The following is a 13,626-nucleotide window of genomic DNA, read 5'->3' on the forward strand; positions in this document are numbered from 1 at the left end:
AGGTGAGCCTAACCTGACTTGGGGCGCGGCGGCTTCCGGCCGTGCTGCCGGCAGTGCTCGTCACTGCTCCGGCAGTGGTTGGGGCGGCTTAGGGCCCACATAAGTGCCGCTCAGGCGCATGCGCAGGGGGCGCTCCCCGTACTCCTCCAGTGCGTGGGCGATCCAGCCCGCCGTGCGAGCGACGGCGAAGATGGTCTCGCCGGCCGTGGCGGGCATCCCGGAGGAGGCGGTGAGTGCGGCGAGGGCCAGGTCCACGTTGGCGTGCAGGGGAGCGTGGCGGGCGGTGGTGGCCACGATGTCGCGGGCCGCGAGGAGTGCGGGTTCTGCGCGCGGGATCTCCTCCAGGAGGGCGAACAGGGCTCGCGCGCGTGGGTCTTCGCCGGGGTAGAGCCGGTGACCGAGGCCCGGGATCCGGCGTCCGGCCCGCAGTTCCTCCGCGATGACGGGGGCTGCGTCGCCCCGGTCGAGCACATCGAGCAGCAGCTTGTGGGCGAGCCCGCTGGCAGCACCGTGCAAGGGGCCCTCCAGCACACCGAGTCCGGCGGAGACGGCCGCGTACGCGTGCGCGTGGGCCGAGGCGGCGACGCGTACCGCGAGGGTCGAGGCGGCGAGGTCGTGGTCGACGAGCAGACCCAGTGCGGTGTCCAGGGCGCGCAGGGACGCTTCGTCGGGCTTGCGTCCGCTGAGGCGCGTCCACAGACGGTGGGCCAGTGGGCCGTCGTCCCGGCGGCGGTCGCGCAGCACCGGCGGGAGGGCGGCGACGAGGGTCGGGATGAGAGTCCGTGCGGTGCCGAGCACGGCTTCTTCGGACAGGTCGAAACGCAGTGGATCCGAGACCGCGGCGGCGATCGCAGCCACCCGCAACCGGTCGGTGGGGCCTGTGTGTTCGGGCAGTGCGTCGACCGTGCGGCGGGCCACCTCGACGGCGGCTTCAGGCGCGGTGAAGGTGACTCCGGGGCGTAGATGGCCGGTCCACAGCCATTCCGCGATCTCTTCGTAGGAGTGATGCGCGGCCAGTTCGGTGGCGTCGACGCCCCGGAAGTAGTAGCGGTCCCGGTCGATGAACGTGATGCGGGTGCGCACGGACAGTTCGCCGCCGGAGCCCGGACTCCCGCCACTCTCCCGGCGGTTGCGCCGGGAAAGGGTCTCCACCTCCTTGGCGTCGAAGGTGCTGCCCCGGCCGCCGGGAGCGCGTCGGCTGTTGAGCTGGCCTCGGCTCACATAGGCGTAGACGGTCTCGGGCTTCACGCCCAGCAGTTCGGCGGCTTCCTTGGTGCTGAGCCGGCGTTCGGCGGGGCCGGGGAGGGGGTCTTGATCGCGCATAAGAGGTCACCGTATCCGCAACCGAGTGGGTTGATTGGTGTGTATTGATTCAATCAATATTGACACCAACTGAGTCAACCATGGACAGTCGAATCAAGTCCAGGGAGGAATCATGTCGGTCAACAGGTCAACCACGCTCGTCGACGTACCGCGAGGACTCGCCGGAGTCGTCGTCACTGACACCGAGGTCGGAGATGTCCGAGGACGCGAGGGGTTCTATCACTACCGCCAGTACTCGGCTGTCGAACTCGCGCAGACCCGCGGTTTCGAGGACGTCTGGCATCTCCTGGTCCACGGCGAACTGCCGGACGCCGGACGGGCCGTGGTCTTCCGTGCCGAGACCGCGGCACTGCGGCGGCTGCCCGACGAGGTGCGGGCGGCGTTGCCGGCGATCGCGGCGGCGAGTGGGCGGTCCGGCCCGCTGGCGGGCATGCGCACCGCGTTGTCGCTGCTCGGAGCAGCGAAAGGGTTCCGGCCGGTGTACGACATCGACCCGGACGAGCGGCGACGGGACACCCTCGTGGCCGCTGCGGCCGTGCCGACGCTGCTCACCGCGTTGCACCGGCTGGGCAAGGGGCTGGAGCCAGTGGAGCCGCGCGAGGATCTCTCGTACGCGGCGAACTACCTCTACATGTTGACGGGTTCGGAGCCGGAGCCTCAACGGGCGCGGGCGGTCGAGCAGTACTTGATCTCAACCATTGATCACGGCTTCAATGCATCAACCTTCACGGCGCGGGTCATCGCGTCGACGGGAGCGGATGCGGCGGCGTGTCTCGTGGGGGCCGTAGGGGCGTTGTCCGGGCCGCTGCACGGAGGTGCGCCCAGTCGGGCTCTGGACACGCTCGATGCGATCGGCACGCCCGACCGCATCGACTCCTGGATCCGTGAGCGTGTGCTCTCCGGGGAGCGGATCATGGGCTTCGGTCACGCGATCTACCGCACGGAGGACCCGCGTTCCCGGATGCTCCGGGAGGTCGCCCAGCGGTTCGGCGGTCCACGTGTGGACTTCGCTGTCGAGGTGGAACGCCATGTCGAGGCGATCCTGGACGAGCTCAAGCCGGGGCGGGAGCTGCACACCAACGTCGAGTTCTACGCGGGCGTGGTCATGGAACTGTGCGGCCTGCCCCGCGAGATGTTCACGCCGACGTTCGCGGCGGCGCGGGTGGTGGGGTGGAGCGCCAACATCCTGGAGCAGGCCGCGGACTCGAAGATCATCCGGCCTGTGGCGCGGTATGTGGGGCCGGGGGCGCCGGTGGCGGTGCCAGTCATGGCATAGCCGCGATCTGCGACGCCGAACGCCGGGCAGGCTCCCCGGTGATGGTCCCGCGAACACGGCGGTATGGGGAGCCCCGGCCCTGCGTCGCCGAACTCCTCTGCCATCAACAGCTGTACCTCGACCGCCGGGCCGGCGACCGTGCGACACGTTCGAGACGCTGTGCGCGCGAGGTGCGGCGGCGGGGCGCGACGTGCTGTCCGCGGATCGGGGGACACCGCGGGCCGGGGCGACGGGCATGCACCTCTTCCGCGTCATCGTGCCGAACGGCTGAACACCTTCCCCATGCCGCACGCCTGAGGAGTCGCGGATACGGCCTCGTGCCGAGGCAGGTTGTCGTCCGGCGCCTGAAGTCAGACGGAAGGGGGGCGCTGTCGGGCCACTGCACGCCGGTGCGCCCAGTCGGGCGCTGGACACCCTGGACACGATCCACCGCAGGGAGGCCCGCGTTCCCGCGACGGGCGAGCCCGCTTCCGTGCGCGCCCCGGTCAAGGCTCTCGCGGAATTTTCACTCACTCGCAGAGTGATAACTCGCGCATCGTGTGCACCGGAGTCGATATCTTTGCCTGGCCCTGGGCCTGGCCGGGGCAGCTCCGGCGAACACCTCGCGCGCGGAGAGCGCACTCCGACGCACTGCCGACGAACCACCGCGGACGACTTCGGAGGGCACATCCATCCCTCTGAGTCACAAGGCGGTACACCTCCGTGAAGATCGTGCGACGTGTCGGGGCCTCTCCTCGAGAGCGCGGCAGTGCCACCGGGCAGACATGCCCCGACATTTTCGAGCTCAGCAGCGGTGACTTCGCTGTGATCGGGCGCGAAGCGACTGTGGAACTCGACCCCGAGCTCCCGTCGGACGCCGCACGAGCCGACTATGAGCGCATTGTGATCATCTCTCGGGAAACCCTCGTCCGTGCCAAACAGGACATCCCCGACGCTTGACGGTTGCGCGACGGTCGTGCCGTCCGAGAGTCAAGGGGACTCCTCGGGCGGCTGGCCCACGACCCACCACTCGTCCGTGTCGGAATCCGCGAGCTCCTGGATCAGATCGTCCAGCATCAGGCCCAGGGTGGACTCCTCCGAGTTCTCGGGCAGGCTCTTCCGGTGGTGGCGGGTCGCCTCCCAGTACTCACGGAAGACCTCGTTCTGACACATCACCCGCAGGTGGCCGTACAGCTCCGCGCGGTTCATGGCTCCGATGCGGTGGAAGTACATGGCGTTGATGTAGAGCGCGTTGGCGAAGAGGAACTGGCGCTGTTTCTCGAGCGGGATCTGGGTCTCGTAGGTGTCGAGAACAGCGGCTAGGGCGGGATCGTCCATGGCCTTGCAGATCAGGTCGAAGTGGAGCCGGTGCTGTTGGGCGAGAACGGCCCTCCTGCGGTGGCGCGTACTCCGTGTGCTGATGGAGTCGGTGACGGCCGTCACCGTCGCCTTGGCAGCCGAAACGATCCTCCGTACACCTGCATTCAGTGTGGCCATGTCAACCCCCGATTCAGGCGGCCGTCCGCCGGTCGTCGGGGTGCGGGTCGACTGATGGGGACCGGCGAGCGGTGGGCGGCGCTTGCCGTCTCCCAGGGTGCCGAGCGGCTCTGATCGGCGGGGGAGGCGGAGAGGAGGCGCACGGAGGGAAGTGAGGGTCGCACGAACCGGCGCCTTCCCCAACGTCTGCCCCGCAAGAGCTGCTAACAATCGTTCACTTCGCGGTGATTATTCCGGCTCGTATCCTGGTCCGGCATTCAAACCTCGTACGTGCGCCGGGCTCGCGATCCGGTGCACGCGGCAGCGCGAAAGAGGTCGCACGTTGAGTCAGCCGAGCGGGAGCCACCGGCAGATCCCGGTCGTCGTCCTTGCCGGATTCCTGGGTTCCGGCAAGACCACCCTCCTCAATCATCTCCTCCACCGCAGCGGCGGCAGCCGTATCGGAGCCATCGTCAACGACTTCGGTGCCATCGAGATCGACGCCATGGCCGTCGCCGGCGCGCTCGGCGACTCCACCGTCTCCCTCGGGAACGGCTGCCTGTGCTGCGCCGTCGACGTCGGCGAACTCGACCAGTACCTGTCCCGGCTGGCCCAGCCCGACACCGGCATCGACGTCATCGTCATCGAGGCCAGCGGGCTCGCCGAGCCGCAGGAACTCGTCCGCATGGTGCTCGCCAGCGAACAACCCGGCATCGTCTACGGCGGCCTCGTCGAGGTCGTCGACGCGGCCGAGTTCGACGACACCCGCGCCCGGCATCCCGAGATCGACCGGCATCTCGCCCTCGCCGACCTCGTCGTCGTCAACAAGCTCGACCGGGCGGCAGACGCCGAACACGTGCTCGCTCTGGTGCATCGACTTGTCGACCGCGCGGCTGTCGTTCCGGCCACCTACGGTCGCATCGACCCCGAGTTCCTCTTCGACTGCCGCCCCGCCGAGGAGCGCATCGGACAGCTCTCCTTCGACGACCTGCATGACGACCACGGTGACGATCACGCCGGACATCTGCACTCCGGCTACGACAGCCTCTCCTTCGCCTGCGACGAACCCCTCGACCCTCGCCGGCTGATGGCGTTCCTCGACAGCAGGCCCGAGGGCCTCTACCGGATCAAGGGATACGTCGACTTCGGGCCGTACGACGTCCGCAACCGTTACGCCGTGCATGCCGTGGGGCGCTTCCTGCGCTTCTACCCGGAGGCCTGGGCGCCCGCTGACGCACGCCTCACCCAGCTCGTCCTCATCGGCTCCGGCATCGACGCTCCCGCCCTGCGCAAGGAGCTGGAGGCGTGCAGGGCAGACGCGGACGCCCCGCACGCCGACGAGGCCGGCATGTGGGGCGTCCTTCGCTACGTACAGGATCCCGACGAGCAGGACCCCGACTACTAGACCGGTCCCGCCACCACCGACACCGTCTTCGCCAACGACACGCCCGAGCCGTCGCGGCGCGGGTCGATCTCCGGGAGGTCGGCCGGTGTGCCGTTCTTCTGCGCGGCGCGGGCCGGGACGGCGCCCGCCCAGGCCAGGGACAGGCAGTCCTCGCCCTTCAGGAACCGCTGGCAGCGCACACCGCCCGTGGCGCGGCCCTTGCGCGGGTACTGGTCGAACGGGGTCAGCTTGGCCGTTGTCTGGACCGAGTCGTCGAGCGTGCCGCGCGAGCCCGCGACCGTGAAGACGACCGCGTCCACCGCCGGATCCACCGCGGTGAAGGAGATGACCTTCGCGCCCTCGGTGAGCTTGATGCCCGTCATACCGCCCGCCGGGCGCCCCTGCGGGCGGACCTGCGAGGCCTGATAGCGCAGGAGCTGGGCGTCGTCGGTGATGAACACGAGGTCCTCCTCGCCGGTGCGCAGTTCGATCGCGCCGACGATCCGGTCGCCCTCCTTGAGCGTGATGACCTCCAACTCGCCCTTGTTGGACGGGTAGTCGGGGACCACACGCTTGACGACGCCCTGTTCGGTGCCGAGCGCCAGACCGGGGGAGGACTCGTCGAGCGTGGTCAGGCAGACCAGCGTCTCGTCGTCCTCCAGGGAGAGGAACTCCGACAGCGGGGCCCCGCCCGCGAGGTTGGGTGCCGCGGCGGTGTCCGGGAGCTGCGGAAGGTCGATGACGTTCAGCCGCAACAGGCGGCCGGACGACGTGACCGCCCCGATCTCGCCGCGCGCGGTGGCCGGTACAGCCGAGACGATCACGTCGTGCTTGCTGCGCCTGGCGTCGGCGTCCTCCGGGAACGGCTCGCCGTTCGACGTACGGGCCAGCAGGCCCGTCGAGGACAGCAGTACCCGGCACGGGTCGTCCGCCACCTGGAGCGGTACGGCGGTCACGGGGGCCGTCGCTCCGGCCTCCAGCAGGACCGTACGCCGCTCGGTGCCGTACTTCTTGGCGACCGCGGCCAGTTCGGCGGAGACCAGCTTGCGCAGCTCGGCGTCCGACTCCAGGATCCGGGTCAGCTCCGCGATCTCGGTGTTGAGGCGGTCCTTCTCCGACTCCAGCTCGATGCGGTCGAACCTCGTCAGGCGCCGCAGGGGCGTGTCCAGGATGTACTGCGTCTGGATCTCGCTCAGCGAGAAGCGCTCGATCAGGCGCTCCTTCGCCTGCGCGGAGTTGTCGCTGGAGCGGATGATGCGGATGACCTCGTCGATGTCGACCAGGGCGGTGAGCAGACCCTCGACCAGGTGCAGCCGGTCGCGGCGCTTGGTGCGCCGGAACTCGCTGCGGCGGCGCACCACTTCGAAGCGGTGGTCCAGATAGACCTCGAGGAGCTCCTTGAGGCCGAGCGTGAGGGGCTGACCGTCCACCAGCGCGACGTTGTTGACACCGAAGGACTCCTCCATCGGCGTCAGCTTGTAGAGCTGCTCGAGGACCGCCTCCGGCACGAAGCCGTTCTTGATCTCGATGACCAGACGCAGGCCGTGCGCGCGGTCGGTGAGGTCCTTGACGTCGGCGATGCCCTGGAGCTTCTTCGAGCCGACCAGGTCCTTGATCTTGGCGATCACCTTCTCCGGGCCGACCGTGAAGGGCAGCTCGGTGACGACCAGGCCCTTGCGGCGGGCCGTGACCGTCTCCACCGACACCGTCGCGCGGATCTTGAAGGTGCCGCGGCCCGTCTCGTAGGCGTCCCGGATGCCGGAGAGCCCCACGATCCGGCCACCGGTGGGCAGGTCGGGGCCCGGGACGTGCCGCATCAGGGCGTCCAGGTCCGCGTTCGGGTAGCGGATCAGGTGGCGGGCCGCCGCGATGACCTCGGCGAGGTTGTGCGGCGCCATGTTGGTGGCCATGCCGACCGCGATGCCCGAGGAGCCGTTCACCAGGAGGTTCGGGAAGGCGGCGGGCAGCGCGCCCGGCTCCTGCTCCTGGCCGTCGTAGTTGGGCGCGAAGTCGACGGTGTCCTCGTCGATGGACTCCGTCATCAGGCTCGCGGCCTCGGCGGCGCGGCACTCGGTGTACCGCATGGCGGCCGGCGGGTCGTCGTTGCCCAGCGAACCGAAGTTGCCGTGCCCGTCGACCAGCGGGACGCTCATCGAGAAGGGCTGGGCCATGCGCACGAGGGCGTCGTAGATCGACGCGTCGCCGTGCGGGTGCAACTTACCCATGACCTCGCCGACCACGCGGGCACACTTCACATAGCCGCGGTCGGGGCGCAGGCCCATCTCGTTCATCTGGTAGACGATGCGCCGGTGCACCGGCTTGAGTCCGTCGCGGGCGTCCGGGAGCGCGCGGGAGTAGATGACCGAGTACGCGTACTCGAGGTACGAGCCCTTCATCTCGTCCACGACGTCGATGTCGAGGATCCGCTCCTCGTACGAGTCGTCGGGCGGCGGGGTCTTCGTGCTGCGGCGGGCCATCGCTGCCGGCTCCTCTTTTCTGGTCGCTCGCCTACGGGTCGCTCACGGCCCTTTGGCTCACTCTTGCTGAAGCGTGAACGGGACTGACGCGGACCATTGTGGACCGCGGCACTGACAGTCCGGGCCAGGACCCGGCTGAGGCGCCAGGCCCGGCGCCGGCACAGCGCCTCCCTCACGATTGCCCGCAGGCTACGCGATCCGCTGTGGGCGTACGCGCTGCGGGAACTTCGCCGAGGGTCCGCACGCTTGCATACAGTGGCAGGACCGGCAGGACAACCGCGGTTTCCACGACCGCGACCGCGATCGAAGGGACGTACATGCCCATGGGTCACACGGCCACAGACCAGGCAGGCACCGGGGGCCTGACAGCGACCGAGCACCGCCTGGCCAACGGCCTGCGCGTGGTGCTCTCCGAGGACCACCTGACCCCGGTCGCGGCGGTGTGCCTCTGGTACGACGTCGGCTCACGCCACGAGGTCAAGGGACGTACCGGCCTGGCTCACCTTTTCGAGCACTTGATGTTCCAGGGCTCGAAGCAGGTTCAGGGCAACGGACACTTCGAGCTCGTCCAGGGCGCCGGCGGCTCGCTCAACGGCACCACCAGCTTTGAGCGGACCAACTACTTCGAGACCATGCCCACCCACCAGCTGGAGCTCGCCCTCTGGCTGGAGGCCGACCGCATGGGCTCCCTGCTCGCCGCCCTCGACGACGAGTCAATGGAGAACCAGCGGGACGTCGTCAAGAACGAGCGACGGCAGCGCTACGACAACGTGCCGTACGGCACGGCCTTCGAGAAGCTCACCGCCCTCGCCTACCCGGAGGGCCACCCCTACCACCACACCCCGATCGGGTCGATGGCCGACCTGGACGCGGCCACGCTGGAGGACGCGCGCGCGTTCTTCCGCACGTACTACGCGCCGGGCAACGCGGTTCTGTCGGTCGTCGGCGACATCGACCCGGAGCAGACGCTGGCCTGGATCGAGAAGTACTTCGGCTCCATCCCGTCGCATGACGGCAAGCCCGCGCCCCGCGACGGTTCCCTGCCCGAGACGATCGGCGAGCAGCTGCGCGAGGTCGTCGAGGAAGAGGTCCCGGCACGCGCCCTGATGGCGGCCTACCGGCTTCCGCACGACGGCACACGCGCGTGCGACGCGGCCGACCTCGCCCTCACCGTCCTCGGCGGCGGCGAGTCCTCCCGCCTCTACAACCGGCTCGTACGGCGCGACCGTACGGCCGTCGCGGCCGGCTTCGGCCTGCTGCGCCTGGCCGGTGCGCCCTCCCTGGGCTGGCTCGACGTGAAGACCTCCGGGGACGTCGAGGTACCGGTCATCGAGGCCGCCATCGACGAGGAGCTCGCCCGGTTCGCCGAGGAGGGCCCCACGGCCGAGGAAATGGAGCGCGCCCAGGCCCAGTTGGAGCGCGAGTGGCTGGACCGGCTCGGCACCGTCGCGGGCCGCGCCGACGAACTGTGCCGCTACGCCGTCCTGTTCGGCGACCCGCAGCTCGCCCTGTCCGCCGTACAGCGCGTCCTGGAGGTGAGCGCCGAGGAGGTCCAGGCGGTCGCCAAGGCCAAGCTGCGCCCCGACAACCGCGCGGTGCTCGTCTACGAGCCCACCGCCCCGGCCGAGATCGCCCAGAGCGCCGAGGACGCCGAGGGCGCCGAAGACCCGGAGTCCGCGGCCACCGTGGAAGCCACCGACGAGAACGAGGAGGCGGCCAAGTGACCGAGCTCGCCGCGATGGATTTCCACCCGCAGCCGCAGGCGGGCGAGCCCAAGGTCTGGGCCTTCCCCGCCCCCGAGCGCGGGACGCTCGACAACGGCCTCACGCTCCTGCGCTGCCACCGCCCCGGCCAGCAGGTCGTCGCCGTCGAGGTGCTCCTGGACGCACCCCTGGACGCCGAGCCGGCCGGCCTGGACGGCGTCGCCACGATTATGGCGCGTGCCTTCTCCGAGGGCACCGACAAGCACTCCGCCGAGGAGTTCGCCGCCGAGTTGGAGCGCTGCGGCGCCACCCTCGACGCGCACGCGGACCACCCGGGCGTCCGCCTCAGCCTCGAAGTGCCTGTCTCGCGCCTCGCCAAGGCGCTCGGTCTGCTCGCCGACGCCCTCAGGGCGCCCGCGTTCGCGGACAGCGAGGTCGAGCGGCTCGTCCGCAACCGCCTGGACGAGATCCCGCACGAGCTGGCCAACCCGTCCCGCCGCGCCGCCAAGGAGCTCTCCCGGGAGCTCTTCCCGACCGACTCGCGCATGTCGCGCCCGCGCCAGGGCACCGAGGAGACGGTCGAGAACATCGACTCCGCGGCCGTGCGCGGCTTCTACGAGAAGCATGTGCGCCCCGCCACCGCGACCGCCGTGGTGGTCGGCGACCTCACCGGCATCGACCTGGACGCCCTGCTCGGCGACACCCTCGGTTCCTGGACCGGCTCCACGGGCCGGCCGCGGCCGGTGCCGCCGGTGACCGCCGACGACACCGGCCGGGTCGTCATCGTGGACCGCCCGGGCGCCGTCCAGACGCAGCTGCTGATCGGCCGCATCGGCGCCGACCGGCACGCACGCGTGTGGCCCGCGCAGGTGCTCGGCACGTACTGCCTCGGCGGCACCCTCACCTCCCGCTTGGACCGTGTCCTGCGCGAGGAGAAGGGCTACACCTACGGTGTGCGCTCGTTCGGGCAGGTCCTCAGGTCCGCCCCGGACGGTTCGGGCGCCGCGATGCTCGCCATCAGCGGCTCCGTCGACACCCCGAACACCGGTCCCGCCCTGGACGACCTGTGGAAGGTGCTGCGCACGCTCGCCGAAGGCGGCCTCACCGACGCCGAGCGCGATGTCGCCGTACAGAACCTCGTCGGTGTGGCGCCGCTCAAGTACGAGACCGCGGCGGCCGTGGCGAGCACGCTGGCCGACCAGGTCGAGCAGCACCTGCCGGACGACTACCAGGCGGCCCTGTACCAGCAGCTCGCCGCGACCGGCACCGTCGAGGCCACCGCGGCCGTCGTGAACGCCTTCCCGGTGGACCGGCTGGTGACGGTCCTGGTCGGCGACGCGGCCGCCATCAAGGAGCCCGTCGAGGCCCTCGGCATCGGCGAAGTCAAGGTCGTGACGGCCGAGTAGAGGCACCCGACCTCGGGGGCCCTGGTGACGCAAGCGCCACCAGGGCCCTCAGATGTCCGAATTGGGCAGGAGGTTGCCTGTCTGCCCTGTGGGATGCGCTACAAAACCCGTGATCCGTTTGGGGATTGAAAGTGGCCCCGCTTAGCGTCCTCTGGGCTGTCCGTCAGGCACTGCGCCGCGCCCGCGGCACCGGACAGTCATCGCCGAGTCCCCGCATGGCGCGAGCCAGGGGAGCCGGGGACCCACATCACGCGTCCCTGGGGTGAATCGGACGCCCGCGCGAGCCGCGAGGGAGTCCGTAGGAGACCTTCCTGCTCCGAACCCGTCAGCTAACCCGGTAGGCGAGAAGGAAGGAAAGGACCAGCCACCACATGGCGTTCACCTGCGCCACCGGGAAGCACCGTCGTCCCAGCCGCATGAAGCGCACCACCGCCCGCGCGGCGGGCGTCGCGGCCCTCGCCACCACCGGCGTCATCGGCACCATCGCCGCCCCCGCATTCGCCGCCGACAACTCCGTCGAGCAGACCGGCCTCATGCCCGTCGTCAGCGCCGGTGAGTCCCTCGCCGACCAGCTCGACGCCCAGGCCGCCGCCCAGGCGCAGGCCGCCGCGCAGAAGAAGGCGGCGGCGGAGGCCAAGCGCAAGGCCGAGGCGCGCGCCAAGGAGATACGCGAGGCCAAGGAGCGCGCAGCCCGCGAGGCCGAGCGCGAGCGCCTCAACCGCTTCGTCGTCCCGATCTCCGGCTCCTACGTCTCGACCGGCTACAAGACCGGCGGCTCCCTGTGGTCGTCCGGCAGCCACACCGGTGTCGACTTCCACGCCGCGAGCGGCACTTCCGTGCACGCGGTCGGCCGCGGCACCGTCGTGGAGGCCGGCTGGGGCGGGTCGTACGGCAACGAGATCGTGATCAGGATGGCCGACGGCACGTACACCCAGTACGGCCACCTGTCGTCCATCGGCGTCTCGGTCGGCCAGTCGGTCACCCCGGGCCAGCAGATCGGACTGTCCGGCGCGACCGGCAACGTCACCGGGCCGCACCTGCACTTCGAGGCGCGCACCACCGCCGAGTACGGCTCGGACATCGACCCCGTCGCCTACCTGCGCTCGCACGGCGTGAACGTCTGACGACCCACCGCGCGATCTCCGCGAGGCCCCGGCTCCCCCGAGCCGGGGTTTCGTCGTTTCCGCCGCCCCGTTGTCCAAAAAATATCCTCGGATTCCGGTCCGCCGTCGGAAATTCCCGTTCATTGCAATAGAGTCACTGAACACACGTCAATCGGCGACGTTTCACGGGGATTAAGACGGAGGTCGGACATGCGTATTCCGGCGCACTCGGTATGCACGGCGATCCGGGACGACATCGTCGCCGGTGTCTACGAGCGCGGCAGCCGACTCACCGAGGAACTGCTCGCCCGCCGCTACGGAGTCTCCCGTGTCCCGGTCCGGGAAGCCCTGCGCACGCTGGAGGCCGAGGGCTTCGTGGTGACGCGGCGGCACGCGGGCGCGTGCGTGGCAGAGCCGACCGAGCAGGAGGGCGCCGACCTCCTGGAGATGCGGATGCTCCTCGAGCCGCTCGGCGCCTCCCGGGCCGCCCAGCGCCGCACCGAGGCCCATCTGAAGGTGCTGCGCGGCCTGGTCCGGCTGGGCCAGGAACGGGCCAGGAGGGGCAACAGCGAGGATCTGCGCTCCCTGGGGGGCTGGTTCCACGAGACGCTCGCCCAGGCCTCCGGCAGTCCCGCGCTGACCTCGATGCTGACCCAGCTGCGGCACAAGATCGCCTGGATGTACGTCGTGGACGCGCCGGCCAACCCCGCGGAGTCCTGGGCCGAGCACGGCGCGATCGTGGACGCGGTGGCGCGCGGGGACGGCGAGCGCGCGCGGGCGATCACGGCACTGCACACCGAGCGCTCGGGCGCCGTTCACCGGCTGAGGTTCACCTCCGGGCAGGACCGCGCGGACCGTGTGAGGACCTCGCAACATCCTGTAAACGTGACAGGCCTGCAGCATTAACACGGGCGCCGTATACAAAGAGAGGGTAATTCGAAGGGGAGTATTCCTGCTGCCCGAAAAAGGGAAATGCGAAGGGCCCGCCCGGTAATTCGGACGAGCCCCTCGATGCTTTTAAGGCACCTTCCCTCAGACGGTCTCGGGAAGCTCCTCGAGCCCCTCGGCGACCAGCTTCGCGAGGCGGTCGAGGGCCGCGTCCGCACCCTCGGCGTCGGAAGCGAGGACGATCTCCTCGCCGCCCTGCGCACCCAGGCCGAGAACGGCCAGCATGGAGGCCGCGTTGACGGGGTTGCCGTCGGCCTTGGCGATCGTCACCGGGATACCTGCGGCCGTGGTGGCCCGGACGAAGATGGAAGCGGGGCGGGCGTGAAGGCCCTCGGCCCAGCCGACGTTGACGCGGCGCTCAGCCATGTGATGCTGCCCTTCGGTGTTCAGGGTTGTCTAGACCAGTTTCCCACACGTGAAGCGCCTCCGGACAGGACCTGAAGTCCCTCCGGGGGGAGTGGTCGGACCGCGGCCTCGGCCCGACTTCCGTCCTTGTACGTTCTCGCGCGTTCTCCACAGACTGCCTCGCGCCGTTGTCGTACGCGAGCCGT

At 70.0% G+C, this 13,626-nt stretch carries 11 protein-coding genes and 1 riboswitch; of the genes, 7 read left to right on the plus strand and 4 right to left on the minus strand.

Translation table 11 applies throughout. The features are described from left to right. Nucleotides 1–60: 60 nt before the first annotated feature. The gene (locus tag RNB18_RS19010; RefSeq protein ID WP_311715276.1) at nucleotides 61–1,323 is read right to left on the minus strand and encodes a citrate synthase; all 1,263 of its coding nucleotides are present in this window, start codon (nucleotides 1,321–1,323) and stop codon (nucleotides 61–63) included. A 112-nt stretch (nucleotides 1,324–1,435) separates the two neighbouring features. Here RNB18_RS19010 and RNB18_RS19015 point away from each other — a divergent pair, with 112 nt between their 5' ends. Together RNB18_RS19015 and RNB18_RS19020 are read left to right on the plus strand one after the other, a co-directional pair. After that, nucleotides 1,436–2,599, plus strand: coding sequence for a citrate synthase/methylcitrate synthase (locus tag RNB18_RS19015; RefSeq protein ID WP_311715277.1), 1,164 nt, complete (start codon nucleotides 1,436–1,438; stop codon nucleotides 2,597–2,599). A 702-nt stretch (nucleotides 2,600–3,301) separates the two neighbouring features. Further along, entirely contained in the window at nucleotides 3,302–3,538 is a 237-nt protein-coding gene (locus RNB18_RS19020; RefSeq protein WP_311715278.1) for a hypothetical protein, read from the plus strand. Nucleotides 3,539–3,568: 30 nt separating this feature from the next. Here the strand turns inward: RNB18_RS19020 and RNB18_RS19025 are convergent, their stop codons facing one another. After that, nucleotides 3,569–4,075 carry a DUF6082 family protein gene (locus RNB18_RS19025; protein ID WP_311715279.1) on the minus strand — a complete coding sequence of 169 codons (507 nt, stop codon included), beginning with the start codon at nucleotides 4,073–4,075 and terminating at the stop codon, nucleotides 3,569–3,571. Nucleotides 4,076–4,397: 322 nt separating this feature from the next. On the opposite strand from RNB18_RS19025, the gene RNB18_RS19030 reads away from it, so the two are divergent. Then, entirely contained in the window at nucleotides 4,398–5,459 is a 1,062-nt protein-coding gene (locus RNB18_RS19030; protein WP_311715280.1) for a CobW family GTP-binding protein, read from the plus strand. Here RNB18_RS19030 and RNB18_RS19035 read toward each other — a convergent pair. Further along, nucleotides 5,456–7,915 (minus strand): DNA gyrase/topoisomerase IV subunit A, encoded by a 2,460-nt coding sequence (locus RNB18_RS19035; RefSeq protein WP_266529465.1) that lies wholly within the window; start codon nucleotides 7,913–7,915, stop codon nucleotides 5,456–5,458. The genes RNB18_RS19030 and RNB18_RS19035 overlap by 4 nt on opposite strands. Before the next feature lie 323 nt (nucleotides 7,916–8,238). Here RNB18_RS19035 and RNB18_RS19040 point away from each other — a divergent pair, with 323 nt between their 5' ends. The 4 genes from RNB18_RS19040 (at nucleotide 8,239) to RNB18_RS19055 (ending at nucleotide 13,033) form a co-directional block, all read left to right on the plus strand. Further along, nucleotides 8,239–9,639 carry a M16 family metallopeptidase gene (locus tag RNB18_RS19040; protein WP_311715619.1) on the plus strand — a complete coding sequence of 467 codons (1,401 nt, stop codon included), beginning with the start codon at nucleotides 8,239–8,241 and terminating at the stop codon, nucleotides 9,637–9,639. Next, nucleotides 9,636–11,024, plus strand: coding sequence for a M16 family metallopeptidase (locus RNB18_RS19045; RefSeq protein WP_311715281.1), 1,389 nt, complete (start codon nucleotides 9,636–9,638; stop codon nucleotides 11,022–11,024). Before RNB18_RS19040 ends, RNB18_RS19045 begins: the two co-directional genes overlap by 4 nt. Nucleotides 11,025–11,215: 191 nt before the next feature. Continuing rightward, a riboswitch (cyclic di-AMP (ydaO/yuaA leader) is annotated at nucleotides 11,216–11,382 on the plus strand. Between the two features lie 13 nt (nucleotides 11,383–11,395). Beyond that, on the plus strand, nucleotides 11,396–12,148 hold the full coding sequence (locus tag RNB18_RS19050; RefSeq protein ID WP_311715282.1) for a M23 family metallopeptidase: 753 nt from the start codon (nucleotides 11,396–11,398) through the stop codon (nucleotides 12,146–12,148). 189 nt (nucleotides 12,149–12,337) lie between these two features. Next, entirely contained in the window at nucleotides 12,338–13,033 is a 696-nt protein-coding gene (locus RNB18_RS19055; protein ID WP_311715283.1) for a GntR family transcriptional regulator, read from the plus strand. A gap of 126 nt (nucleotides 13,034–13,159) precedes the next feature. On the opposite strand, the gene RNB18_RS19060 is transcribed toward RNB18_RS19055, so the two are convergent. Continuing rightward, nucleotides 13,160–13,441 carry an HPr family phosphocarrier protein gene (locus tag RNB18_RS19060; RefSeq protein WP_019072943.1) on the minus strand — a complete coding sequence of 94 codons (282 nt, stop codon included), beginning with the start codon at nucleotides 13,439–13,441 and terminating at the stop codon, nucleotides 13,160–13,162. Between the last annotated feature and the right edge of the window lie 185 nt (nucleotides 13,442–13,626).

The organism is Streptomyces doebereineriae, from assembly GCF_031845645.1.
Classification (GTDB): Bacteria; Actinomycetota; Actinomycetes; order Streptomycetales; family Streptomycetaceae; genus Streptomyces; species Streptomyces canus.

What these genes read in the sequence shown, in the direction of transcription:
- RNB18_RS19010 (WP_311715276.1), bottom strand. Translation starts at nt 1,323, where the DNA reads ATGCGCGATCAAGACCCCCTCCCCGGCCCCGCCGAACGCCGGCTCAGC.
- RNB18_RS19015 (WP_311715277.1), top strand. Translation starts at nt 1,436, where the DNA reads ATGTCGGTCAACAGGTCAACCACGCTCGTCGACGTACCGCGAGGACTC.
- RNB18_RS19025 (WP_311715279.1), bottom strand. Translation starts at nt 4,075, where the DNA reads ATGGCCACACTGAATGCAGGTGTACGGAGGATCGTTTCGGCTGCCAAG.
- RNB18_RS19035 (WP_266529465.1), bottom strand. Translation starts at nt 7,915, where the DNA reads ATGGCCCGCCGCAGCACGAAGACCCCGCCGCCCGACGACTCGTACGAG.
- RNB18_RS19040 (WP_311715619.1), top strand. Translation starts at nt 8,239, where the DNA reads ATGGGTCACACGGCCACAGACCAGGCAGGCACCGGGGGCCTGACAGCG.
- RNB18_RS19050 (WP_311715282.1), top strand. Translation starts at nt 11,396, where the DNA reads ATGGCGTTCACCTGCGCCACCGGGAAGCACCGTCGTCCCAGCCGCATG.
- RNB18_RS19055 (WP_311715283.1), top strand. Translation starts at nt 12,338, where the DNA reads ATGCGTATTCCGGCGCACTCGGTATGCACGGCGATCCGGGACGACATC.
- RNB18_RS19060 (WP_019072943.1), bottom strand. Translation starts at nt 13,441, where the DNA reads ATGGCTGAGCGCCGCGTCAACGTCGGCTGGGCCGAGGGCCTTCACGCC.